The sequence below is a fragment of the Streptomyces sp. NPDC058632 genome, from assembly GCF_042717095.1.
GTDB lineage: Bacteria > Actinomycetota > Actinomycetes > Streptomycetales > Streptomycetaceae > Streptomyces.
The window spans coordinates 14,564-40,359 of the sequence record NZ_JBHXQZ010000025.1 but is presented as its reverse complement, the minus strand read 5'-3'; the positions used below and the strand labels follow the sequence as shown (position 1 = coordinate 40,359).

General features: G+C 67.5%; 16 protein-coding genes. 12 read left to right on the top strand and 4 right to left on the bottom strand.

Features of this window, described 5'->3' with window-relative positions; translation table 11 throughout:
• Positions 1 to 31 precede the first annotated feature (31 nt).
• Positions 32 to 1,231, top strand: coding sequence for an ISAs1 family transposase (locus ACFWVE_RS12305; RefSeq protein ID WP_384011661.1), 1,200 nt, complete (start codon positions 32 to 34; stop codon positions 1,229 to 1,231).
• A gap of 317 nt (positions 1,232 to 1,548) precedes the next feature.
• Here the strand turns inward: ACFWVE_RS12305 and ACFWVE_RS12300 are convergent, their stop codons facing one another.
• Positions 1,549 to 2,439: an aminoglycoside phosphotransferase family protein gene (locus tag ACFWVE_RS12300; protein ID WP_384011762.1), complete on the bottom strand. Its 891-nt coding sequence runs from the start codon at positions 2,437 to 2,439 to the stop codon at positions 1,549 to 1,551.
• A gap of 488 nt (positions 2,440 to 2,927) precedes the next feature.
• Here ACFWVE_RS12300 and ACFWVE_RS12295 point away from each other — a divergent pair, with 488 nt between their 5' ends.
• Positions 2,928 to 3,134, top strand: a complete 207-nt coding sequence (locus ACFWVE_RS12295) for a DUF4236 domain-containing protein (RefSeq protein WP_384011657.1) — start codon at positions 2,928 to 2,930, stop codon at positions 3,132 to 3,134.
• Positions 3,135 to 3,210: 76 nt separating this feature from the next.
• Complete coding sequence (locus ACFWVE_RS12290; RefSeq protein WP_384011650.1) at positions 3,211 to 4,740, top strand: UDP-N-acetylglucosamine 1-carboxyvinyltransferase; 1,530 nt, start codon at positions 3,211 to 3,213, stop codon at positions 4,738 to 4,740.
• An 828-nt stretch (positions 4,741 to 5,568) separates the two neighbouring features.
• Here the strand turns inward: ACFWVE_RS12290 and ACFWVE_RS12285 are convergent.
• Positions 5,569 to 6,522, bottom strand: coding sequence for a hypothetical protein (locus tag ACFWVE_RS12285; protein WP_384011646.1), 954 nt, complete (start codon positions 6,520 to 6,522; stop codon positions 5,569 to 5,571).
• Between the two features lie 736 nt (positions 6,523 to 7,258).
• Here ACFWVE_RS12285 and ACFWVE_RS12280 point away from each other — a divergent pair.
• The 7 genes from ACFWVE_RS12280 to ACFWVE_RS12250 all read left to right on the top strand — a co-directional run bounded on the left by ACFWVE_RS12280 (position 7,259) and on the right by ACFWVE_RS12250 (position 21,741).
• Positions 7,259 to 10,711, top strand: coding sequence for a helicase-related protein (locus ACFWVE_RS12280; protein WP_384011641.1), 3,453 nt, complete (start codon positions 7,259 to 7,261; stop codon positions 10,709 to 10,711).
• 26 nt (positions 10,712 to 10,737) lie between these two features.
• Positions 10,738 to 12,609 carry a hypothetical protein gene (locus ACFWVE_RS12275; protein WP_384011637.1) on the top strand — a complete coding sequence of 624 codons (1,872 nt, stop codon included), beginning with the start codon at positions 10,738 to 10,740 and terminating at the stop codon, positions 12,607 to 12,609.
• Between the two features lie 76 nt (positions 12,610 to 12,685).
• Positions 12,686 to 14,230, top strand: coding sequence for a hypothetical protein (locus ACFWVE_RS12270; RefSeq protein WP_384011633.1), 1,545 nt, complete (start codon positions 12,686 to 12,688; stop codon positions 14,228 to 14,230).
• A 182-nt stretch (positions 14,231 to 14,412) separates the two neighbouring features.
• The gene (locus ACFWVE_RS12265; RefSeq protein ID WP_384011627.1) at positions 14,413 to 15,888 is read left to right on the top strand and encodes an ATP-binding protein; all 1,476 of its coding nucleotides are present in this window, start codon (positions 14,413 to 14,415) and stop codon (positions 15,886 to 15,888) included.
• 63 nt (positions 15,889 to 15,951) lie between these two features.
• Complete coding sequence (locus ACFWVE_RS12260; RefSeq protein ID WP_384011623.1) at positions 15,952 to 18,732, top strand: Z1 domain-containing protein; 2,781 nt, start codon at positions 15,952 to 15,954, stop codon at positions 18,730 to 18,732.
• Positions 18,729 to 19,739, top strand: coding sequence for a PD-(D/E)XK motif protein (locus tag ACFWVE_RS12255; RefSeq protein ID WP_384011619.1), 1,011 nt, complete (start codon positions 18,729 to 18,731; stop codon positions 19,737 to 19,739). The genes ACFWVE_RS12260 and ACFWVE_RS12255 overlap by 4 nt, the downstream gene beginning before the upstream one ends.
• The gene (locus ACFWVE_RS12250; RefSeq protein ID WP_384011614.1) at positions 19,732 to 21,741 is read left to right on the top strand and encodes an AIPR family protein; all 2,010 of its coding nucleotides are present in this window, start codon (positions 19,732 to 19,734) and stop codon (positions 21,739 to 21,741) included. The genes ACFWVE_RS12255 and ACFWVE_RS12250 overlap by 8 nt, the downstream gene beginning before the upstream one ends.
• A gap of 19 nt (positions 21,742 to 21,760) precedes the next feature.
• On the opposite strand, the gene ACFWVE_RS12245 is transcribed toward ACFWVE_RS12250, so the two are convergent.
• The gene (locus ACFWVE_RS12245; RefSeq protein ID WP_384011609.1) at positions 21,761 to 21,949 is read right to left on the bottom strand and encodes a hypothetical protein; all 189 of its coding nucleotides are present in this window, start codon (positions 21,947 to 21,949) and stop codon (positions 21,761 to 21,763) included.
• Positions 21,950 to 22,005: 56 nt separating this feature from the next.
• Between ACFWVE_RS12245 and ACFWVE_RS12240 the strand changes: the two genes are divergently transcribed.
• On the top strand, positions 22,006 to 22,500 hold the full coding sequence (locus ACFWVE_RS12240; protein ID WP_384011603.1) for a very short patch repair endonuclease: 495 nt from the start codon (positions 22,006 to 22,008) through the stop codon (positions 22,498 to 22,500).
• Here the strand turns inward: ACFWVE_RS12240 and dcm are convergent.
• Complete coding sequence (gene dcm / locus ACFWVE_RS12235; protein WP_384011596.1) at positions 22,415 to 24,397, bottom strand: DNA (cytosine-5-)-methyltransferase; 1,983 nt, start codon at positions 24,395 to 24,397, stop codon at positions 22,415 to 22,417. The two genes, ACFWVE_RS12240 and dcm, sit on opposite strands and share 86 nt — an antisense overlap.
• A 407-nt stretch (positions 24,398 to 24,804) precedes the next feature.
• On the opposite strand from dcm, the gene ACFWVE_RS12230 reads away from it, so the two are divergent.
• The gene (locus tag ACFWVE_RS12230; protein ID WP_384011590.1) at positions 24,805 to 25,740 is read left to right on the top strand and encodes a DUF5655 domain-containing protein; all 936 of its coding nucleotides are present in this window, start codon (positions 24,805 to 24,807) and stop codon (positions 25,738 to 25,740) included.
• Positions 25,741 to 25,796: the final 56 nt, after the last annotated feature.

Genomic DNA, 25,796 nt, shown 5'->3' with positions numbered 1-25,796 from the left:
CCGCTGGTGATCATGTGGGGGTCGAATCCGTATGAGTACCGAGCGAGTCCATGCCTGCCGTCCCTCCTCCCATATGCCGTCCCGACTGGAACAGCTGGTCGACGTTTCTGCTCCCGTCGCGCCGGAAACGATCGCTGACCTGCGGACATACCTGGTCGAGGTGCCTGATCCACGGGCCCGTCGCGGCGTCCGCCACCCGTGGACGGCCCTACTGGCCGCAGCGGCGTCCGCCGTTCTGTCCGGTGCCGCCTCGATCACGGCGATCGGCGAGTGGGTCGCCGATGCACCGCAGAGGGTCCTGGCCCTGCTCGGGTTCCACCCCGACCCGCTAACCGGCCTGATCCGCCCGCCGCACTCCACGACCATCCGTCTCGTCCTGGCCGCCGCGGACGGCGACGCCCTGGACCAGGCCATCGGACGCTTCCTCCAGGAACGTCAGGCCCCAGTGTCCGGCTGGCGGGCCATCGCCGTCGACGGCAAGACACTCCGCGGCTCCCGCACCAAGGACCGGCCGGCCACCACGCTGATCGCCGCGATGACCCACGGCGGTCAAGTCCTCGCTCAGAGGCAGATCGATGGCAAGAGTAACGAGATCCCGGCCTTCGCCCCACTTCTGGACAGCATCGACCTGACCGGCACGGTGATCACCGCGGACGCCCTGCACACCCAGCACGCTCACGCTTCCTACCTGCACCAACGCGGAGCCCACTACCTGGCCGTCGCCAAGAAGAACCACCCCGGCCTGCACGACAAGGTCCGCCGCCTGCCCTGGCGGGACATCCGCCTGGACCACTACGAGCGCAGCCGGGCCCACCACCGCGACGAAATCCGCCGGCTGAAGACCGCCGCGTTCGCGCACCTCGACTACCCCCACGCCTGCCAAGCCCTCCAAGTCGTCCGCAGGCGACGGGACCTGGCCACCGGCAAGCTGACAATCGAGCGGATCTACCTGGTCATCAGCCTGCCGCCCGGCGTGGCCACCGGAGCCGAGCTCGCCGCCTGGATCCGTGAACACTGGCACATCGAGAACCAGCTCCACCACGTCCGGGACCGCACCTTCCACGAAGACGCCTCGAAGATCCGGACCCGGCACCTGCCCCGCGTCATGGCCGGCCTACGCAACCTCGCCATCAGCGTCCACCGCCAGGACGGCCACACCAACATCGCCGCCGCACTCCGCCGCACCGGGCGGGACCACCAGCGGCCCCTCACCGCCCTCGGGCTGATCTGACGAACCCGGACACAAGGTCACTTCTCAAAGACCCTGCATGGCAGATGAAGGCCTCGGGCCGAAAGAGATATGGCTGAGGCTCATGGACGACCACGAAGCCTCCGTGTCCTACAGGATGCTCCGCCACTACGTTCGCCAGTACTGCCCTCCACGGCACAATGCCGCAAAAGGAAGCCCCCCGCTCTCCAAAGGGTCGCTTTCAGTAATTTCCTGAATCGAGCCGAGATATCCCGCCTCAGCCGATCTGTTCACGTTGGTGCTGTGTCGGTGGGGGCAACAAGCGATCGTCTCTGCCACGGCCTACGACCGGGGCGACATCACTTCGTCGACTCCAAAATGCGGTCGAGTGTCCGGCGCCCCATTCTGCTCACCGTCGGATTGCTCTCGACGTAGTACCAGACGAGCCCCACCGCCTGTTCGAAGGCCCATGCCTTGCCGCGCTCCCACTCCAGATCGTCGCAGGCCAGTGTCCGCCGGAGCACTTCCCGTGGGCCCGGCTGCAACAGGTGCCAGGCGCTGACCAGATCCAGCGCGGGGTCGGCCGGGCCGAATCCGCCGGTGTCGAGGACGCCGCCGAGCCGGTCTCCCGCAACGAGTACATTGCCGGGAATCAGGTCGCCGTGGCTCATCACGTCGGCACTCGTGCGCGGCAACTCCCGGTAGTGGCTCCACAGTCGGCGCAGCCGGGGCACGTCGAGCAGCCCCTGGCTCGCCTCGAAGCACTTCTCCATCCAGGCGTCGTGGTGAGCGAGAACGCCGCCGCGATTGTCGCCGCTGAAAAGCCGACCCCGCGTCTCGGCTTCCCGCAGGGCCGCGATGAAGGCCGCAAGGTCCTCGGCGAAAGCGTCCGACCCACTCGGGTCGGCATCGAAGGCGACCGTTCCCGGCAGCCACGTCTGGACCGACCACGGCATGGGATAACCCGCTCCAGGCTTTCCCAGGGCGACGGATTCCGGAACGGGAAACCGAGACACCTGTGCCAGCTCCGCGCTCGCCTGGGCTTCCCGTTCCAGAACCGCCAGCGCCTCCGCGGCATCGGTCAGACGCAGCGGGAAACGCGCGGAGAGGTCGTCCCCGATGCGGAAGATGGCGTGGACCGTCCCGGTCGACGACAGGAGTCGGATCGCCTTGCCGCTCCACTGAGGGAACTGTTCTTGGATCAAGGTCGCAACGATGTCTGTGGTCACGTCCACTTGGTCATCGTGCATGGTCAATCTCGCAGGCCCTTCCACTAGTCCAGTTCGAAACGACGGAAGCAGTCCAGATCAACTGAGACGACAGCCAGTATTCAGACGCCAGGTTCCAGATCAACTGAGATTTTTTCGGCCACCCAGGTGTCTCAACCGTTCCGGTCGCCCCAGGTCACAGCTGCGGCTTCGGACCAGATCACCTGAGACGGGACACGAGAGGCACCGACGGAGAGCGATCGTTTGCCATCGAACCTAGTCGCTCAAGGTCAGGGCATCGCAACCGACTAACTTCGCTGTCAAAGGACACCCGCCCCGGGCTGCCCGCACACCCGGACTCCCCGCACCCCGCCCCTTCCGGGCACCCCGCACGCCCCGGGCACACCGACCGGAACGGCCCGCCCTCGCCCCGCGATGCCCGCCGCCCGTCATCACCGGGCCCGGACGGGGTATGCGCACCAGGAGGGCGTCGCGCACTCGACGTCACGAACCCAGGGAGGGAGACAGGGATGCCGCTCACGTTCCGCAGGAGCTTCAGGATCTTTCCGGGGGTACGGCTCAACATCAACAAGCGCTCCTGGTCCATCACCACCGGCGGCGGGCGCGGGCCGCGCCACACCACGAGCAGCACGGGCCGTCGCACGACATCGATGGATCTGCCCGGACCTTTCGGATGGCGGCGCACGCGCAGCACCCGGCGCGGCAGGGGACACTGACCCCACATCACCCGAACGGCTCACCCAAGGAGCCCCCCGGGAGGCGCCATCTCATATCTGAGATAACCTCAGTCTCATGTCAGACGACTACCTCGTACGCATCGGTAAGCTCATCCGTGACGCCCGGCAACACCGCGGCTGGACACAGGCGCAGCTGGCGGAGGCACTCGCCACCAGCCAGAGCGCCGTCAACCGCATCGAACGCGGCAACCAGAACATCAGCCTTGAGATGATCGCCCGTATCGGTGAGGCGCTCGACAGCGAGATCGTCTCCCTGGGCTACTCCGGTCCGATGCACCTGCGGGTCGTCGGCGGCCGCCGCCTGTCGGGCGCCATCGATGTGAAGACGAGCAAGAACGCGTGCGTGGCACTGCTGTGCGCCTCGCTGCTCAACAAGGGCCGCACGGTGCTGCGCCGCGTCGCCCGCATCGAGGAGGTGTACCGCCTCCTGGAGGTGCTGGGTTCGATCGGCGTCCGCACGCGGTGGATCAACGAGGGCGTCGACCTGGAGATCGTGCCGCCCGCCACGCTGGACCTCGCCTCCATCGACGCGGACGCGGCCCGCCGCACCCGCTCCATCATCATGTTCCTCGGCCCGCTGCTGCACCGCATGGACCGCTTCATGCTGCCGTACGCCGGCGGCTGCGACCTCGGTACGCGCACCGTCGAGCCGCATATGATCGCGCTGCGCCGGTTCGGTCTGGAGATCACCGCGACGGAGGGCCAGTACCACGCGGTGGTGGATCGTTCGGTCAGCCCCGACCGGCCGATCGTACTGACCGAACGCGGGGACACGGTCACCGAGAACGCGCTGCTGGCCGCCGCCCGGCACGACGGCGTCACCGTCATCCGCAACGCCTCGTCCAACTACATGGTCCAGGACCTGTGCTTCTTCCTGGAGGCCCTGGGCGTCAGGGTCGAGGGCATCGGCACCACCACGCTCACCGTGCACGGCATGCGGACCATCGACGTGGATGTGGACTACTCCCCCTCCGAGGACCCGGTCGAGGCGATGAGCCTGCTCGCCGCGGCCGTCGTCACCGAGTCCGAGCTGACGGTGCGCCGGGTGCCGATCGAGTTCCTGGAGATCGAGCTCGCGGTCCTGGAGGAGATGGGCCTCGACCACGACCGCACCCCCGAGTACGTCGCGGACAACGGCCGCACCCGGCTGGTCGACCTCACGGTCCGGCCCTCCAAGCTGGAGGCGCCGATCGACAAGATCCACCCGATGCCGTTCCCCGGCCTGAACATCGACAACGTCCCGTTCTTCGCGGCGATCGCGGCGGTGGCGCAGGGCCAGACCCTGATCCACGACTGGGTCTACGACAACCGCGCCATCTACCTGACCGACCTCAACCGCCTCGGCGGCCGACTGCAGTTGCTGGACCCGCACCGGGTCCTGGTCGAGGGCCCCACCCGCTGGCGCGCCGCCGAAATGATGTGCCCGCCGGCCCTGCGCCCGGCCGTGGTCGTCCTGCTGGCGATGATGGCGGCGGAGGGCACCTCGGTGCTCCGCAACGTCTACGTCATCAACCGCGGCTACGAGGACCTGGCGGAGCGCCTCAACTCGGTCGGGGCGCAGATCGAGATCTTCCGCGACATCTGACCGACGGGGCGTCGTGCCCTTAGGTGGCACGGGGCACGACACCCCTAAATGCCTCACGACCTGCGGTTATACCCTTTCTCGACCCTCCGTTGCTCATCGCTGCCTTTCATCACCTTGTGCAATGCGCGTGCAAGATGATCTTGAATAGGTGACGATGCATCAGGAATACCTGATTACCCGTCAGCATTCACGGAGAGTGCCCACCAGAGGGCCCTCGCAATGCCCGCACCGACGCTGCCTCTGGGGATCCTTAAAGTCGGAGTTCAGTTCGCGCCGCGCACACGCTTCAAGCGCACCACGCGACTACAACCAGTTTCGGCCCGGACCTCTACAACTACTGGGCGAACATTCGCCCAGCCGCCTAGGAACCCGGGGTAATACGCCCCGGTCCCCGGCTCGCTGATCAGTGCCATGGCCAGGGTGTTTTACACGGTCAGGACGAGTATGGTGCGGGCGCTGCGCGTAGCGCGGTCGAGTCGACACACGGCGCGTACCAGCGGGATGGGAGGGCGGGCGCGTACACCGAGGCCGGCAAGGTCATCAAGGCCACGAAGGGCAGCGCCGACATGTCCGTCAAGTACAAGGAGACGGCACGGGGCGAACTCGCGGTGAACATCATCGAGTGCTAGGCGGATGGGCCCTGACCAGCGCGTTCGCATCTTTCAGCGCTGTCAGGGCCTTCCCTGCTTACGCGGCGGAAAGTCCCTGAAACCTCCCCGGGGCAGACGTGAAAGTCCCTGAAAAGTCCCTGGGATGTCCTTGCTCCGAGACCCGGCTGAACACCAGCTCACGCCGAGTCCATGAAGATCAGCACTCCAGTTGCGGAGCTCACGCGTGCGGTTGCATCGCCTGGAGTCGCGCCTCGACTTCGGCGACGACGAGTTTCGATTCCTCGGTCGGGCGTCCCGCTGGGTCAGCAAGCGGGCACCTCATGACCTTCACCGCGAAACCGTCGAGGTCGACCATCGTCGCGACCTCTGCGCGCTGGCGGGAGTCGTATCGGGCGAAATCGTCACACTTGTCGACCAGAGCGACAAGTGACGGCAACCTCGTCATCAGCTCGGACCGGAGATCCTGAATGACTCGCCGCACACCCTCGAAGCACTCGTGCAGCGCGAGCGCCTCGTCCTGCCTCTGCTTCACGGCGGCCTCGTGCCGCTCCAGTACCTGCGCCTCCTCCTGCTTGCTGGCCTCGAGCGCTTGGATCCGCCATGTCGCTGCCAGTTCGTACGTGACCTTGCCCGAAGTGGCCTCGATCTGGTCCAGCATCTTCCTACCGGCCGCTCGCCCGCCACCGCCGACCGCAACAGCCCCGCGACCAAACCACGCTTCTGCGGCGTTGTGGGCTGCGGCCCCACGCAGCGTCTTGATCGCCCTGCCCGTGGAGGCGGATCCGAGGCTCTGCACCGCGCGATAGGACCCCGATTTGACAGCGGGACCGACGACGAGTGGGAGCGCGACGACCAGAAGCACGCCGCCCACCATGCGGGCGGCCGGCAACACGGCGATACCGCCCGTTCGCCGTGGCTCGACACCCCCCTCATCGCTCGCGGTGGGCCTCTCGATCGTCGCCAGTTCGAAGTGATCTACGTTCTTCATACGCCCGTAAACATCACGGGAGGGAAGAACGGCCACGTCGTAGAGCATCTGCCGTGCCTTGTTCAGGGCGACGGAGTCCTCAGTGGCCTGCCGATCGAGCTCATGAGCGGCCTTTTGCAAACGCTTGCGCGTCTTCCGGTTCTTGCGGACGAGCCCTACGGCGTCGACTACGTCGATGGTCACATTGCCCCCCATGTGCGTTTTGTAGGAGCCTAATTGAGATCGCCGAGCCGCGTCTCGGCGTTCGGCTACGCCGAAGTCATGCAGGTCGACCCGATCGTTCTAAGCCTTCCGCCCGCGGATGCAAGGACGGAGTTCGTCCTTGCATCCGTTGACACGTCAACGGCAGCCATCGCGCACCTCCGACGTGCACCGAAGAATTCGGCCGCCGTCTCCGTCCGCTTCTCGACTGCGATCTCTCAGTCAGGAGTTCGCAACCGCCGCCTGGTAGCGCGCGGACTGTCGGCCAGCCAGGGGCTTACTGCACCGCCCTGGGAGCACCCGGTGATGATGTTCAGCCGTCGGCCCTGAGGAGACGGGGCGCCACCCCGCACCCCTTCGGTAGCCGATCAATATAGTCAAATGATCGGCTCGTTCCGGACAGATTCGATCAACTTGGTTTATCGGCTTGTAACTTGCTTCACCCTGAGCTCATCCTGATCGGGTTCGGAGAAGCAGAAGATGTCCGGCCATGGCGTCGTGCCATGGCGGCTTCTGACTCGCGGACCCTGGAGATCCCCGTGGACACCCCTGTCCTGCGGGCCGGTTGTGCATGCTCGTCGCCGCCGGCACGTACGTCGGAGCCGCTTCGGCTCCCCCGTCGCTCGTTCGTGAGCGACGGTCCCTCCCTGTTGCTCAGGCCCTCCTTCAGCGCCTCCCCCCTGTCGGCGACGTACGCCGAGGCTGAAGGGGAGACGCAGTGACCACACCCCCGTTCAAGCCGAGCGTTACCCAGCAAACGGCCCTCGTCGAGCACCTCGTGAGCGCGGTGGTCACCGACGCGACAGGCGAGGCACAGGGCGACGTCTGCCTCGGCGAACCTCCCAGCGCGCGCTACTTCATGGAGAGCCTCGGCCCCCACGCCGTCGAGCCGGGCGGCGCCGCACCCAGGTACGGTCGGATGACTCCGGACAGCCTCGGGTTCGAGTTCGAGGCCGAGAACGCCAGCTCCGTCATGGTCAGGGCGAAGGCGTCGTTCTACTACTCGGCCCTGCCGACCCGAGCGGAACAGCTGGAGTGGGCCGGCGACCGCGAGGAGCCGTACCGGCTGGCGCCCTTGTTCAGGCGACTTGACGTGGCGGTCGGCCCGGTGGAGATCGTCCTTGGTCAGGCCGGCCTCCGTCAGACTCTGGAGGCTGAGTTCCGGCACGCCTTCTCGGAGGCCGTCGAGCTGGCGCTCCGTGATCCGCGGATCGACCGTCGCGTGGGCAACGACCGCCGAGAGCGTCTGGTGCCCCCTGCAGCGATGGCCGACGACAGGTCCTTCGAGCAGTGGCTGGCCCGAGAGGTGGCCGGGGATCCGGTGGTGCCGGCCCCCGCCGCACACGTCGTCATCACGTCGAGGCCGGTGGCCCCGGGACGGCTCCGGGTGACCGCGACCCTGCAGAACCTCGCCACGGACCCGGTCGTGACCGTCCAGGGAAAGGGCAGGAACGCGGGCCGCAGCCGCCGCGACGAGGCGAGGGACAACGCCCTGTTCCGCGCGGGGCTGGAGATCGACGGTGACCGTCTTCTGCCCATCGTGATGGACCTCGGTGCCGACGCCTACCGCTACTCGGGAGACCTGGGGGCGTACGCGAACAACTGCGGTGTCGAGCCGCAGTGGCACGACGGCCGGCTCGTCTCCGTCCGCAGCGTGCCCGTGCCGCAGCATGACACCCATCGCGCGGTGGCCCGCGCGGACGAACGCTGGGGCTACTCGGCGCTCGCTGCGGACCCGTTGCCCGTTCTGGAGGACCTCGCCGACGAGATGGAGGCGTATCTCGGCGCTCCCGCCTGGAGCACGGAGGACCTCCAGGACAGGCCGGATCTGGCCCGCCGGAAGGAGTCCGACCGACAGGCCGCCGCGTTGGAGGTCGCCCGCTTCCGCGACGGCATTGCGTGGCTGCGGCGGGATGACCGTCTGCTGACCGCGTTCCAGCTCGCGAACGAGTCCATGACGGAGCTCGACACGCGGAGGAAGCGACCGAACCGTGGGTGGCGCCTCTTCCAGCTCGTGGCCATCGTGAGCCAGCTCGGCGCCCTGGCCTGGCGGGAACACCCCCAGGACCTCTTCACGCCGGGGCTCTGGGGTGACGACCAGGACGTGGATCCCACCGAAGCGGCGACGGTCGTCTGGTATCCGACCGGTGGTGGCAAGACGGAGGCCTATCTCGGTCTGGTCCTCGTGAGCATGTTCTACGACCGGACCCGAGGAAAGAAGGTCGGCGTCTCGGCCTGGTGTCGCTTCCCACTGCGGCTTCTGACGCTGCAGCAGACACAGCGGCAACTCGACGTGGTCGCTGCCGCCGACACCGTCCGAAGCCGGAACGCTGACCGCATCAAAGAGGCCGGCGGGGATCCCGGGTGGCCCTTCTTCATCGGCTTCTACGCCGGCGGAGGCAACACCCCCAACTCCCTCACGTCCGACCGCACGATCGAGCGCCTTCGGTCCAGCGAGGCGGAGCGGCACGCGTACCGACTCGTGCACGACTGCCCCTACTGCGGTGAACGGTCGGTGCACATCCCGCCTCCGGACCCTCAGCGGCTCAGGCTCGAGCACGTCTGCGGCAACGAACAGTGCGGGAAGGTCCTGCCCATCGTCGTGGTGGACACGGAGATCTACCGCTACCTGCCCACGGTCGTGGTCGGCACCTTGGACAAGCTGGCCAACGTCGGGCTGTCGGACAAGTTCGGCGCGCTCCTGGGGGACGTCGACTGCTGGTGCCCGCCGCACGGGTTCGGTCGGGGCGGGAAGTGCCACGAGCGCCACGCGCCCGGTCATCCGAAGACGGCTCCCGGGCCCCTGGAGACACCTCTCTACGACCCCTCCCCCTCCCTGGAGATCATCGACGAACTGCACATGGTCAACGAGGAGCTCGGGGTCTTCTCGGGGCACTACGAGGGGCTCCTGGCGGAGGTGCAGCGCACCCTGACGTCGAGGCACCGGGCCGACGGACGAGGGGTCCGCATGAAGGTGGTGGCGACGACCGCGACCATCCGGGGCGAGGACCGCCAGAGCGAGCACCTCTTCGGCCTCAGGTCCGTCGTGGTGCCCCTCCCGGGGCCCAACCTCGACGAGAGCTTCTACTGGCGTCTGGACCGAGGTCTCCCCCTCCGTCGCTTCGTCGGGGTCATGCCGACCCGTGGAACGGCGGAGATGACGTTGGTCAGGATCCTGACGTCCGCCCACCGAGCCCTGTGGAAGCTCGAGCAGCGCCGTGAGCTTCCGCCGGATCTGGAAGCGTGGCCGGAGGACGAGCTTCGTGCGGTCGTCGACCTGTACCGCACGAGCCTCACGTACGCCACCACGCTCGTCGACTTCGGCCGTATCCGCCGCTCGCTGGACACCCAGGTCAACGAGGCGCTGCGCAGGGAGGGCTTTCCGGACCTCCGCGTGGCCGAGCTGAAGGGCGAGACACGCCTGGACGAGGTGCGTGGCGTTCTGGACGACCTCAGCAGCCCCAACGGTGAGACGGGCATGGTCGTGGCCACGAGCATGGTGAGCCACGGGGTCGACGTGGACCGACTGAACTTCATGCTGTTCAACGGCATGCCCAGGTCGATGGCGGAGTACATCCAGGCGTCCTCACGCGTCGGCCGGGCACACCACGGACTCGTGTTCATGCTCTTCAACCCGGTACGGGAGCGGGACCGCTCGCACTACCGGTACCACGGCAAGTTCCACGAGTACCTGGACCGCATGGTCCAGCCGGTGGCGATCAACCGCTGGAGCCGGTTCGCGGTGCGCAGGACCCTTCCCGGAATACTCATGGGTCATCTGCTCCAGATCGCCAACCGCGACTGGTGGCAGGCGGGCAACGCCCCAGGTCACCTGCACGACCTCTCCAAGATGCAGGCCGCTCTCCGTGCTCCCTCCCTTGGCGGCCTGGAGGGAGTCCAGCTGACCGAGCTGCTCGAGGCGCTCCATGCGGTCTTCCAGTCCCATCGACCGGAGGGACAGGAGCTCCGGAGCGACCTGGAGGACATGGTGGAGCACGCGATCGCCAGCCTCCGTTCCGCAGGCGCCTCCGCCACCCTCGCCGGCGGGAACAACCGGGGGTACCGCGCGACGGGCGACTACCTGGGACTCGAGTGCCGACCGATGACGAGTCTCCGTGACGTCTCCGAGGGCATCCCTTTCCACGTCGTGTCCGACAACCGGAGGTCGTGATGGCGTTCAACCCTAGGAACGACGAGATGTCACGCGACCGTGGCCAGGTCCTCTTCCGGTTCCGGCCCGGCCAGACCTTCGACCACCGTGGCGGGTACACCACGCAGGTGATCCAGCTCGGGCGTGACGAGGAGTTTGACGGTCCCTCCCTGGATCGTGACCACCTCGTCCAGGAGGCGATGCGGTTCGTTCGCAGATGGCGGGCCGCCGGACGTGCGTTCGTCGCCGGATCCGACCGGGCACCCGAGTTCCCCGGGGATCAGGACCGACTCGCCGACCGCCACTACGAGGTCGTGGTCCCGGGCAAGGTCTTCTGCCGCGTCTGGCCCCGGGTGGTGCGCTGCTCCAGGGCAGGGTGCGGGCACGTCTGGACGGCCGGCGACCCACGGCCCGGAACCGACGACTGGCCGCCGGCCTGCCCGGCCTGCGGCGGCGTCGTCGGCAACCGGCAGCTCCAGTTCGTCTTCGCGCACAGGTGCGGCGAGACGTCGCCGATGTATCCCCCGAGCAAGTGCCCCAGGGGCCACACCCGGTTCAGGCTCGACGACCGCGCCAGTCGGTTCCGCGACTTCCGGTGGGAGTGCATGACCTGTGGCTTCCCTCTGGGTGTGCAGTGGAGTTGCAGCAACTCCTCGTGCAGTTACCCGGACAAGTTCATGAACCCCTTGCTTCACTCCGCGGGAACCGCGCACGTCGGCCATGGGCTCACCCTCGTGAACGTGACGACGACGGAGGAGGCGACCCGGCAGAGCAATCCCCTGTACACCGCGGCCGTGCTCGGCTGGTGGCTCGGAGAGATCACCGAGGACGAGTTCCGTCGGCTCACGGACGGGCACACGGTGGACGTCCCCGACGAGGTCGTCGAGAGCATCCGGGTGATGGAGGAGGCCGGTCTGCACGACCAGGCGCGTGCCCTGAGGGCACGCTTCATGCCGGTCGAAGTGGACCATCTGCGAGACCGGGTGGGCAAGGCCCTCGGGCTCGACGCGGGGAGTGACGACGCCCGCGGGCTCGCAGCCGAGCTGCACACCTACCGTCGCGTTCTCAACCTGGAACGCCTCGGGGTCCCACGACTACAGCGGGAAGCGCGCAACCCGGAGCGGCGCGCGCTCTACGGACGCTACCCCGGGGTCCTGGCAGCTGCCGGCCTCAGCCGTGACACCTGCCTGGTGAGTGACCTGCCGATCACCTACCTCGCGATCGGCTACAGCCGAACCGGCTTCAGCCCCGAGGAGGCGGACTTGGTGCCCTACCGGGGTCGCGTTTCACGGGGTGCTCCCGAGAAGACCCTGCTCTACGCGCACCCCACCCAGGCGGAAGCACTGCTCTTCCCGGTGGACCGGGACCGGGTGAGCCGGTGGATGGTCCGCAATGATCTCGTCAGCCGACGCACTCTTGATGACGCCGGCGGTGTCGCCCAGTGGCTGGTTCATCAGATCGGTCCGAGTAACGGCCAGGCTCTCTCCCACGAGGTACGACCCGCTCCGGGACACCCCGACCTCCCGGTCCACGAGCTGTTTGGTCTGCTGCACTCCCTGTCGCACCAGATCCTGCGGGCGCTGGCGGTCGACAGCGGGTACAGCGAGACGAGCCTGTCCGAGTACCTGTTCCCGTACGACCTGGCCTTCGCCGTCTATCCCAACGGGGGCAGCGACTTCAGCCTGGGTGCGATGAGGACCGTCCTGGAGCAGAACCTCGACGCGGTCGTGAGTCGCGCCGTCGACAACGACTCGTGCCTGTACGACCCCAACTGCATGATCACGAACGAAGGTGCCGACCACGGCTGCCTGCAGCTACCCGAGACGGCCTGCCAGTCCTGGAACCGTAACCTCTCCCGCTGGCATCTCTTCGGTTCCCCGGACGGTTCGAGGATCGGGTACTGGGACCCGACTCTCTGAGCCCGAGGACCGTCCCCGCCCGCCCTGTCGACAACACAGGGCTTCTGACCACCGAACTGCACGAGTGGAGCTCCGCGTGAGACCAGAACAGGACCTGCTGGGCGTCCTTGCCGACGCCCGGGACCGGGCCCTAACGCTGCGCGGATGGAACGCCGGCCCGGAGCGGATCTACGACCTGCTCCGGACCGCGACCAGAGTCCGCGCGATGGAGATCAACGCGGGAGTCACGACGGACGTGCCGTGGGAAAGCGTTCTCGCGCAACTCGTCGCGTGGCACCACGACCAACCCGTCGGCACTGGTGCGTGCTCGGAAGAGGACGCCGCCGAGATCGTCCTCGCTGCGGTGGCAGCTCAGCGGTTCGACCCCCTGGAGGCCAGCATCCGGAGCGGCGCCTACGACGTACGCATGACGAGAGGCGACTTCCGCGTGCGTCACCGCTGGGACGCCTCGGCCGAGGTAGCCGACATGATCCTCGAGCAGGACGCGCGTCCCGCAGGCGTACCCCGGCTCTCCGACGTGGAGCGGAAGTGGATCTCGTCCCGAGTCGTCGACTTTCGTAGTGGTCCACCGCCGGAGGTCCTCGAAGCGGCTGTACAGCGGGCCGCTGCAACGATAGAGGTGTACCGGCAGTCGGTACCCGAGGGCCAGGTTCCTGACTCCTTCCAACTCGGAGAAGGGATGACCGCCGGTGACATGACCAGCGTCCTGGCCGTGATCATGGGAATTGCCTCTCTGAGCGAGCACACCGCGCACAGGCTCTCCCGTCTGGAGGCGACGCTCGCGCACATGCCGACCTCCCAGCTGCTCGCCGTCATCGCGGAGATGTGCCCGAACGTGTCGGAGGCGCACCAGGCGCTGGTGGTGGAGAGACTCACCTACCGACCCGGCCGGTCCTGCAGGACCTCCCCGCTGATCAGCCACGACGACGTCGTGATCATCTGTCCTCCCCTGCTGACGCCGAGGACCGTGGACGCGATCATGCTTCGCTCGGCCACTCATGCGCCTGGTGGATTCGGCCGCATCGGAAGGGAGCAGGGTGCACGTGCGAGGGCCTGGGCGGAGTGGCTGCGCGCCGTCCCGGGCACCCAGGTAGCCGAGCGCGTCCCGGCTGCCAGGACCGACGGCGGGTCTGCCGGCGATCTGGACGTGGTCGTCGTGGACCCGGCTCGTCGGCTCGGCCTCTGTCTCGAGATCAAGTGGCCGATCGAAGCCCTGTCCCTGCACGAGGGCATGAAGGTCGAGAGCTGGATCAGTTCAGCAGCAGGGCAGTTGGACCGTCTCAGAGGCGAGCTCCAATCGGGTGCCGCGAGTGCTCGTCTGCCGCGAAGCTGGCCCTCGTTCGACTCGATCAGCTGGACCTGGTGCGTCGGCACGCCGCAGCAGCTCACCACGCGCCCTCTTCCCGTTCCGGACATGCACGCCACCTCTCTCCGTTACGTGCAGGCGCTGGGGACGCCGCCCGATCTCGGTTCCTTGGTGACCGCCCTGAGGAGCCCGGATCTCCCGGCCAGGGGGGTGCACTTCGACGTGCGGAAACGGTCGATCTCCGTGGGCCGACACCGAGTACATATCGACGCGCTCGGGATACGCACGAACTCCTGGCGCCCCCGCTTCGGGTAGCGAATCAGCCGGAATGTCGGCTCTCTGACGCGTCGTGAGAACTCGTCCGGTCTATCAGCCGAACCACCGAGAGCATGGTGCTTGTGTGTCGTCTCGGGACAGCGACACATCCCATGCAGGTGGCGATGTCAGTAGATAATCACATCCATCATCGGAACTCGGAAGCAGGCTGAAAACTCGGCGTGACGTACGACATCGCGGCTCCGGAGCCGGCGGGCCTGGTCGCCTCCCTCAGTTCTCTCGGCTACTCCCTTCCTGCCGCCATCGCGGACCTCGTGGACAACAGCATCTCCGCCGGGGCGTCGACGGTCGACGTCGAGTTCACCTGGGCCGGAAAGGACTCGTGGATCGCCGTCGCCGACGACGGCGCCGGGATGACGGCCGAGGACCTCGTGACCGCCATGACCGTTGCCGCGCGCGGCCCCGCGGCAACACGCAGTGCCACCGACCTCGGGCGTTTCGGCGTGGGCCTCAAGTCCGCGTCCTTCTCCCAGGCCCGGCAACTCAGCGTCGCCACCGCGAGGTCCGGCGAATGGCACGTGCGCACCTGGGACCTCGACGTCGTCGAGACCTCCGGTCAGTGGCGGCTGCTCCGCGGCGCGGACGAGGCGACGACCGAGCTGCTGGAGCGGATTCGGGGGACGGCGGACCACGGGACGGTCGTGTTGTGGCGGCGCCTGAACGGTTACCACGTTCGCGCGGTGACGGTGGAGGACGAACGGACCCAGAAGCAGTTCTACGCGGAGTCCGCCCGCACCGAGTCCCATCTGGGAATGGTCTTCGCACGGTTCCTTACAGGAGGCCGCCGCCTCAACCTCCGGGTGTCCGGTACCCCCGTCGCGCCCTGGGACCCCTTCCTTGTCCGCCACCCGTCCGTACAACCGCTTCCAGTCGAGCGCCTGCCGCTGGGATCGGGTTCCGTACGGGTGGAGGCGTTCGTCCTACCGAGCGCTCAGAGGCTCACCCCGGACGAGTACGAGAAGGCCGGAGGCCCGCGTGGATGGCTGGACCAGCAGGGGTTCTACGTCTACCGCCGGGACCGTCTGATCCTCGCGGGCGACTGGCTCGGACAACGCGGGCTACGCCGCGAGGAGAAGTACAACCTGGCCCGGATCGCCGTGGACATCCCCGCCGAGACCGACGTCGAGTGGATGGTCGACGTGCGGAAGTCCAGCGTCGTGCCACCCGTCGTCCTTCGTTCTCACCTACGACGCATCGCCCTGCAGGCAAGGAGACGAGCCGCCGACGTGCTGCGGTACCGCGGGCAGATCGCGGCGCGGACGCACGGGGACCCGCTGCTGTACGCGTGGAACGTGCGTCGGTCCGAGGACCGGGTCACCTGCCGGGTCAACCGTGGTCATCCCCTCGTGAAGGCGGCGCTGCGTGTCGGCGGTGCGAGCCCGGACGACGTTCGTGCCCTGGTCCGCCTGCTCGAGGAGACCGTGCCGGTCACCGCCCTCCGTGTGATGCACGAGACGGACACCAGCGACGACCCCGAGCCCTTCGGAGGCCCCGGCCCCGCTGACGCAGGAGCCACGGAGGTCGCACAGCGGATCTACGAGGCGTTGGTCTCGGACGGCCGTTCCCCCGCGGCCGCCCGCGAACGCCTGCGGACGATGCCCCCCTTCGACCAGATGCAGGGCTTCTGGAACAAGTGAGCCCGTTGTCAGTGTCCGCGCGTACTCTGCCCCATGCCGTTCCCGCTCAGCCGGAGGTCTGCCGTGAGTTCCACCCCCGACAACTCGTCGGAGTCCCTTGCAAAGGCCCGTCGCCTGGTGCTGGCGCTGCTGTCGCAGGACCGTCAGCCGTCGCCGGAGGAAGTGCAGAACGCGGTGACCGTCATCTTCGGGATGCTCGCCGGCCAGGGCGAGGTTCTCGACCGTGACCAACTGGCCAAGGAGATCGAGGTCCTGACAGCCGTGTTCCAGGAAGGCTCTTCCGGCCTGGACAGCGACAGCGGACACGAACCGTGGTTGCCGGAGGCGAAGAACGACCGGGCATGGGACTTCTGGGAGCGCTACCGGCGCTACCTGGAGGACGTGCGCAGCCTCCCCCCGCTGGTGGTCCGTCGACTGGACCAGAGCACGGACGAGGTCCTGAGCCAGCTCGAGGACCCTCGCCGGGTCGGCTCTTGGCGTCGGACGGGTCTGGTCATCGGTCAGGTGCAGTCCGGGAAGACCGGCCAGTACATCGGTCTGGCCGCGAAGGCGGTGGACGCGGGATACCAGTTCGTGGTGATCCTCGCCGGCATCCACAACGACCTCCGGAGCCAGACCCAGCTCCGTGTCGACGAGGGGCTTCTCGGGTTCGACACCCAGCACCAGCAGCGGTCCAACCAGAACGGGAAGTCCCGCCTCATGGGTGCCGGACGGATGCCGGGGGTCAAGAAGCTCGACATCGCGTCCCCCACCAACAGCTCGGAGAAGGGTGACTTCGGCCGACAGGCCGCCAGCGCCGTCAACTTCCCGCTCGGCCGCTTCCCGGTGGTCCTCGTCGTCAAGAAGCACTGGAGGATTCTGGAGTACCTGCGAACGTGGGTGACCGAGGTCCAGGGCACCGAGGACGAGACGGGGAACAAGATCGTTCGCGACATTCCCCTGTTCGTCATCGACGACGAGGCGGACAACGCCTCCATCAACACCGAGCGCGACCCCGACGCGGATCCGACCAAGACGAACGGCGCGATCCGCGAGCTCATGAAGAGCTTCGAGAAGTCGGCGTACGTCGGGTACACGGCCACTCCCTTCGCCAACATCTACATCGACCCCGACGTCAACCACGTCGACCTCGGAGCAGACCTCTTCCCCGACAGCTTCATCCGCACGTTGCCCTCACCGACCAACTACCTTGGTCCTGAACGCGTGTTCGGGCTCCGGATCGACAACGACGACGAGGAGGACGTTCCTCCTCTGCCGCTCGTGCGGCCCGTCGCCGACTCCGAGAGCTGGATCCCGAGCAAGCACAAGTCCTCGTTCGTCCCCTCCGACGACCTTCCGCAGTCCCTCCGCGACGCGATCGACTCGTTCGTCGTCGCCAGCGCCGCCCGGAGGGTGCGGGGACAGACGAAGGTGCACAACTCCATGTTGGTGCACGTCACCCGCTTCACGGCGGTCCAGGGGATCGTCCGCGATCAGGTGGACGACTACCTGCGCCTCCTCGTGGACTCGCTCCGTGACCGGTACGGGCAGGCAGCACAACGCATGGCCGGGCTCCGGGCCCTGTGGGAGAGCGACTTCGCACCCACGACGGACCACTTCCCTGCGGACGAGGCCCGGCGCGTCACCTGGGACGACGTGTCGAACCAGCTGATGCCCGCGCTGCGGAAGACGGTGGTCAAGACGGTGAACGGCGCCTCACGCGACGCTCTGGACTACTACGAGCACCGCCGGACCGGTCTCTCGGTCATCGCGATCGGGGGCCAGAAGCTCTCCCGGGGCCTCACTCTGGAGGGGCTGACAGTCAGCTACTACCTGCGCACCTCCACCACGTACGACACCCTGCTCCAGATGGGACGCTGGTTCGGTTACCGACCGGGACACGAGGACCTCTGCCGTCTGTACACCACGCCCGACCTGCAGGCGAAGTACATCGAGGTGACCGCCGCGACCGACGAACTGCGTCGCGAGGTCGAGGAGATGGCGGCGCTGGACCTCAGCCCGAGGCACTTCGGGCTGAAGGTCCGTGCCTCGTCACTCGGTCTCGCCGTCACGGCCGCCAACAAGATGCGCCAGGGCACGAAGGTCATGCTCAGCTACTCCGGGGAGGGACCGGAGACGGTGATCTTCAAGCTCTCCGACGGGGTCCCCGAGCACAACCTCAAGGTCCTCGAGGAGTTCGTCCGGAGGCTCGACGTCCACTCCACAGGGCGGCAGGAGAAGCCGGGCGCCAACGTGGCGTGGTCACAGGTGACCTCCGACGCCGTCGTCGACTTCCTCAGTCGTTACGAGACGGACCGCATGGCGCAGAGAGTCCGTCCCCGCTTCATCGCGAAGTACATCGAACAGTGCACGGCCGTCGGAGAGCTCCCGGAGTGGACGGTGGTGCTCGTCGGGAAGAGAGCGTCCACGGACCACCAGAACGTCTCCGGTCACGAGGTGGGGCCCGTGGAGCGCACGGCGCTGAACGACACCGAGAGGGACGGCAGGTACACGATCCGCCGTCTGCTCAGCCCTCCCGACGAACACCTCGACCTCGGGAAGGACCAGGTCCTGGCCGCCCTCCAGGCGACGCAGAAGGCCGCTGCCCTCAAGAAGCGTGAGAAGGTGCCCCAGGCCCCTTCAGGTGATCATCTCCGCTGGCAGCGACGACCCGACCAGGCGTTGCTGCTCGTCTACCTCGTCGAACGGCCGACGGCCGAGAACGCCGCCCCTCAGTCGCCGCTCGTGGGCTTCAAGGTGAGCTTCCCGCTCTCGGAGCACCAGTCCGACACCGAGTACGTCGTCAACAGCATCTGGCAGCAGGAGGGCCTCGACGCCCTGGACGACGAGGGAGACGGGGAGTGACCATCACGGAGGCCGAGTGGCGCGACCTCGAGGCGCCCCAGACCGCCCAGGGGCGATCCAGCATCCGCCTGCACCCTGACGCCCCGTTGGACGTCTTCCTGTCCGTCTCCCACCCGGCGCACCGACGGATGCTCGTACTCAGGACCGACGCGCGCTCCGCGGACCACATCGTGCGCTCCGTGACCCGCCTCCCCAGCGCGGCCGGCCTGGAGATGAACCTGAGTGCCGTGTCGCGGCTCGAGTACGAGCTCCAGGTGGTCCTCACGGCAGACGAGCACCGCGAGGTGTTCAACCCCCTCGTCACCGACGTCGCCGACACCGTCAGGGGGGCACCCGGAGCCGCGGCCGCCCTGACTGCGGCCGTGGAGCGGTTCGAACGATGGCAGGACCTTCTTCGCTCCGTGGGCAAGGACGGTCTCGGTCCCGAGGCCCGTCGCGGGCTCGTCGGCGAGCTCCTCCTGTTGTGCGACCGAGTCCTGCCAGTCGTCGGGGCGTCCGAAGCCGTCGGTTCCTGGGCCGGACCGAGCGGGGCCAACCAGGACTTCCACCTGTCCGCCGTGGCCATCGAGACGAAGGCCAGCACGGCCAAGCGTCCCCGCAACATCCGCATCGCGAGCGAACGCCAGCTGGACGACACGGGAACGCCCTCACTCCTGTTGTCCCTGGTCATGCTCGACGAACGTCGAGGCGGTTCCGGCGAGAGTCTGAACCGCCTGGTGGACCGCGTACGTGAGCAGCTGACGAGCACGGCCGTACGCGCCGACTTCGACGGCCGGCTCGTGAGGGCCGGCTATCTCCCGAGCCACCGGGACCTGTACGAAGAGCCTCGGTACACCCTCCGAGACCTGCGTTCCTGGCACGTACGGGACGAGTTTCCGAGGCTCGTCGAAGCCGACCTGCCCGAGGGGGTGGGCGACTGCACGTACAGCCTGAGCATCTCGGGGTTGGACCGGTACCGTGCCACGGCCGACGAGGTGACCGCACTCATCGGGGGGACCCATGCCTGAACTCGACCTGTACCAGTACGCCCACGACGTCGTCGTCGACGTCCAGGCCACGGCCGAGGCCGAGGGGACGACCACTCCCGAGGTCTTCACGCGACGCGTGTTCGAGGACCTGGAGAAGGGCGGCGTCGCCTCCAACACGTTCAGCGCCTACCACGGTTCGCACGGTCACCTGGTCCACGGCTACGGCATCGGGGACACGGGTGAGTGCCTCGACCTCTTCGTCACGGACTTCGACGTGGAGCCGCTGGATTCCAAGCTCACGAAGGGCTTGGTCGAGTCCTACTTCAGACGGCTCCTCACGTTCGTCCGTCGCTGCCGGGACGGGCTGCGCCAGCACATCGACGAGTCCTTCGACGTCTACGACATGTGCGCGGCGGTGGAGAAGTCCCTCACCGAGGTACAGCGGGTTCGGCTCTTCCTGCTGAGCAATCGCGTCAGCACCGGCACCGCGGTGCCACCCACCGACTTCGACGGCCTCCCCGTGACCCACGAGGTGTGGGACCTCGCGCGCCTGCACCGTCACGAGACCTCCGGCAGCATCAGCGAACCCATCGTCGTCGAGTTCGTCCCGCCGCTGCCATGCGTCGCGGCACCCAGCAGCGAACCCGACCACTCCGTGACCATGACCGTGATTCCCGGCCAGAGGCTCGCCGAGCTGTACGGGGAACACGGGACCAGGCTCCTCGAACTGAACGTCCGCTCCTTCCTGCAGGCCCGTGGGTCCGTCAACCGCGGTATCCGGGAGACACTGCTGAACTCCCCCGGGAGGTTCCTGGCGTACAACAACGGCATCACGGCCACCGCCTCACAGGTCGACTTCGTTCACGACGCCGAGGGCAGACCGACCGGTATCCGCCGCGTGCACGGACTGCAGGTCGTGAACGGCGGTCAGACGACAGCCTCCCTGCACTACGCGAGGAGTCGCGACAAGGCGGATCTGTCGCACGTGTCCGTCCAGATGAAGTTGACGGAGGTCTCCCCCGAGCGGCTTTCGGAGATCGTCCCGATGATCTCCGAGTACTCCAACACCCAGAACCGCGTGACGATGGTCGACTTCAGCTCGAACCACGAGTACCACGTGGCCGTGCAGCGGATCACCCGCTCCCTGTGGGCGCCGGCCACGGACGGCAGCGGCCAGGAGGTCCACTGGTTCTACGAACGGGCGCGCGGCCAGTACACCGACGAGGTGGCCAAGGCCCGGACTCCGGCGAAACAGCGCGCCTTCAAGAACCTCAACCCGACGAACCGGAAGTTCACGAAGTCTGACCTCGCGAAGTACTGCAACTCCTGGAACCACCTCCCGTTCCAGGTCAGCCGTGGCGCGCAGAAGAACTTCGTCGCGTTCATGGACCGCATCGGCGAGGTGCCCCCGCATGTCGACGTCCAGTACTGCCAGCGTGTGATCGCCATGGCCATCCTCTTCAAGACGGTCGACCGCATCGCGGCGAGCCACGAGGCCGGCAGCTACAAGAGCATGATCACGGCGTACACCATGGCCCGTCTGTCGCTCGCGACGGACCAGCGCATCGACCTGGACAGGATCTGGCGGGAGCAGAAGGTCTCCCCCGCGGTCAAGGCGGCGATCGACGACCTCTGTCCCAGGGTGATGCGCGTGGTGACCAGGCCGCGTGAGGGAAACCACGTGGGCGAGTGGGCGAAGAAGGTCGTGTGCTGGGACGCGGTCTCCCGCGTCCCATGGGCCGTGCCCGCAGACCTGAAGGCGGAGCTCCTCGAGCATCCGTTGGACGAGAGGACCCTCGCAGGGGGCTCAGGAAGTGGCCAGGACGCCTGCGACGAGGTGGCGTCGATCCCGGCGGACGAGTGGTACGCCGTCGAGCGGTGGGCGAAGGAGACACGCAATCTCGTACCCGCGCAGCGGCAGCTGGCACAGTACGTCGGCAGACGACTCGAACTCGGTCAGGAGATCCCGGAGCCGCAAGCGGTTCAGGCGCTACACGCACGCGACAGGGCTCTGTCCCTCGGGTTCGTCTCCGAAGCATGAATCCGGCACCTCGTCGGCCTCAGAGCTTCCCGCGTTCGAGGAGATCCCTCATGGCGCCCTCGGCGCGGCGGAGCATGATCCGTCCGTCTCCGTCGCTGAAGGCCAGAAGACCCGATCCGGGGGCGATACCGGCCTCTGCAAGCAGACCGAGGGGAAGCTCGACCCGGCCGCGGTCGTCGACACGGATTTCTGCTGGTTCACGAAGCATGGGACGAGTGTGGCACTCCCGCCCTCATAGAAGCGACGACGGCCTGGGGACGAACCATGGCACCAGATGAGGAAGCTGTCCCCGAGGGATGGGTCCGCACCGAGCGGAGCGGCCACCTGCGCGGTCGGCGCTCCCGGGACACCAAACCCGAAGTCGCTCTGCGGCGGGCCGTGCACCGGCTCGGCCTCAGGTTCCGGCTGCAGCGCAAGGTGGCCGCCCGCTGCACGGCGGACTTCGTCCTGCCCAGGCACGGCGTCGCGGTGTTCGTCGACGGATGCTACTGGCACGGGTGCCCCGTCCACGGTCCGAAGACGTTCCGCGGTCCGAACGCCTCCCTGTGGACCGCGAAGATCAAGGCCAACAGGGAACGGGACCGTCGGAACACCGCTGCGGCCGAAGCCGCCGGATGGACCGTCGTCCGTGTCTGGGAGTGCGAGATCCGGAGGGACGTCGAGGGCGCTGCGCTCAGCGTCGCCCGGCAGTGCGACCAGACTCGCGAGCCTGGGTCGGCGCCGTCTCCCTTCCGTGGGTCCCGGTCAACGCGTCCGTGAACAGGTCGCCCGAGACGTCCTCCCTGGCGACGCAGTACTTGCTCAGGGGGCACACCTCGCAGAGCGGCTCCTTGGCCCGACAGAAGCTGTTTCCGATTAGACGGAGCGCCGCCATACGCAGAGGCGCGTCCTTGCCGGCTCCGACGAGCTTCACCAAGTCCACTCGACCGTCGCTGAGCCTGTTCGTACGATCCGAATCGCTGCCGTGCAGACGGGCTGCGACGCGCAGCGCCCCCTGCCCGACCCACAGGAGATCCTCGCCGACCAGCAGCCGGTAGACCGTCACCTCGGCCGGCTTCAGCTTCAGCTGCTCACGGACCTTCTCCTCGTCGTCCCAGACGCTCGACTGGTCGATCACCGCGGCGAGCCGGGCGACCCGGGCCTTCGCCGCCTCGGAGGGCGCCGCCGCAGTAAGTGTCTCGAGCGCGGCTTTGCTCAGGGACGCCTGCCCCCGCACGACCTCGACCATCTCCGCAAGCTGCGCGGGCTGGATCCGGGTCCCGGACAGTATGGCCACGACTGCGGCCTGCAACCCGGACATCTGATCGCCCGGAAGCTGGTACCAGTCCTCCGACTCACGCCGCTCTTCGGCCCAGGCGGTCAGATCCCTTCGCACCGTGCGCCAGTGCGGCTGGAGTCCACCCTCGCTCGGCTGCTGGTCACCCACGGGCAGCAGGGCCTCTGCCGCGGCCTCACCAAGGAGGGGCGGCACTGCGTTACCGATCTGGCGGAAGGCGTCACTGCGCGTGCCGGCGAAGCGGAACCTGTCCGGGAAGGTCTGCACCCGCGCGGCCTCCCGCACGGTGAGGGTGCGCGGCTGGTCCTGGTCCGGGTGGATGTACCAGTAGCCGTCCTTGGCGATGTGGGCGGTGATCGACCTGCTGAGGTCCGCCCAGCCGAGCTTCTTGTACTTGTCCGTGAAGTGGTCGGCCTTGTAGCGCTGCAGTTCCGGGGTGATCTGCGAGTACAGGGTCTTGGAGTCCATGCTGGAGAAGATCTCCGCGTCGTCCTTCCGGACCCGTCGGGTCATGTGGTCCCACACCCGGTCCTTGCGCGCCCACTTACGCATGTCCTGGGCGAACCTGGAAAGCTCGGACGGTTCCTCGTACGGGAGTTCTCGCTGGCCGACACGCTCGGTGGGCACGACAGGCAACACCGGCAGGTCACCGATGGCGTCACGCAGCGTGGTCCGCTGGTCGTGCTCCAGCTCCTGCCGCCACGAGAAGCGCTCCACGTCGTTCCTCGCGAGCAGGATCAGTCGCTTCCTGTGCTGCGGAACGCCGTACTTCCACGCATCGACGAGACGGACCTGCGTCGCGTATCCGAGGTCCTCCAACTGCTCCTCGATGGTGCGTACCACGAAGAAGTCGTCGCCGAGACCCATGTCCGGCACGTTCTCCATGAGGACCGCACGCGGCCGGAGGCGCTTCACGACGTCGAGGTAGGCGCTCCACAACTCCTTGCGGCGATCATGGGGATCGCGGCCGTGATGCTCCACGAGGCTGCGGATCTTGCTCCGGCCAGCCCTGCTGAACGGCTGGCATGGCGGGCCTCCGGCCACCAGATCGATCTTGGCGGGCGTCAGCATCTCGACGAGCCTGTCACGCTCGTCAGGATTACCCAGATCCATGTGGAGACTCATGCCGGGGAAGTTCGCAGCGTGCGTCCGGAGCGCGCGCTCGTCGAAGTCGACCGCGGCTGCGACCGTCCACCCGGCTCGCTCCAGTCCGAGGCTCAGTCCACCCGCTCCAGAGAAGAGGTCGACAGCCAGACGCTTGTGAGCACCGAAGCCACCGAGCCACTTACCGAAGTTCTCGGGCTTGCAACTGTTCCTGTGACGCCTGAGCTCCAGACAGTCGCTCCGCTCCAGAGGCACCCCATAGTGCTGCGTGCGCACTGCGCCAACCTCCATCGGACGAGAAGAACGAGCACCAGGAGATCACACAACCTCTGGCAAGATCAAGAATCCGGCGCCCACCTCGGATGACTGGATCGATTGGGACGCCACAGGCGTCCCGAGAATATTACGCGGCACCCACCCCTGCATTGGAAAGCAACCCCCCAGTAACACTGGCGAGGGTCAACCATACGGACAAAAACCGACAAGACCATCAGAACTCTCGCCAGTCGAGATCCATGTCATCGCCTCCCTCGCGGGCTCGGCTCTCACCCCGGCGCGATGTCGGCGTCCTGTACTCGGCCAATCCCATGGCCGAGCTGCCCGCCCTTCCCTCTACCCGACGCGGAATACCCGCAGCGTCCCCTTGATTGCCTTCTATAGCGATCGCGGGAGGGTGCGCTGGGATGGCCGAACTGATGATGTTCCGGCAGGACGTGGACGGACGGGATGTCGAGCTGGCCGGCTCGACGGTGGCGCTGGAGGTGGAGCTGCAGCGGCGGGTCGAGGTCGGCCTGGAGCAGATGCTGGGCGTCCGTTTCCTGGCATCGGAGTATCCGACTGGCCCCTGGCACCGGGGGCGGATCGACACCCTGGGGCTCGATGAGAACGGCAGCCCGGTGGTGATCGAGTTCAAGAAAGGCTCGGACAGCGGGGTGATGTCCCAGGCGGTCTCGTACCTGTCCTGGCTGGAGTCGGCGCACCACGAGTTCGAGGCGCTCGTGCGGAAGGTGCTGGGGACGGAGGCCGCCGAGTCCGTCGACTGGCGTCGTCCGCGGATGATCTGCATCGCGGCGGGCTTCTCACACCACGACCGCGTGGCGGTGCAGAGGTTGCCCGAGCGGATCGACCTGGTGCGCTACCGGATCTTCGACGGTGGCTTGCTGGGGCTGCTGCTCGTGGACTCCGCGACCGGCTTCCCGAGCGTTGCCTCGTCTCGCCGGGGTCGGGAGCGGGCGCCCGTGGCGGATAGCGTGACGACGGCTTCGGCGGTCTCTCCGCCTGCGGGTGGAGGAGCCGTGCCGGAGTGCCTGCGGGACCTGTACGCGGAACTGGACGAGGCGCTCACGGCATGGGGCGAGGTGGAGGTGGCGTCCCTACGGCACTACATCGCCTACCGGCGGTTGGTGAACGTGGCGTCGGTGATCTTCCGTCCGAAGCACGAGGCGATCCTGGTCTACCTCAGACTCGACCCGGACACGGTCGAGTTGGAGGAGGGCTTCACCCGGGACATGCGCGGTATCGGACACCTCGGGACCGGTGACCTGGAGGTCCGCGTCGTCTCGGCAGCCGACTTGGAGAAGGCGGCGCCGCTGATCCGGCGGGCGTTCGAGGCGGCCTGACGTAACAGGAGGGGCGGGGGGGGTGGTGGGAATGTTATTTAATAGAAAAGAACCCA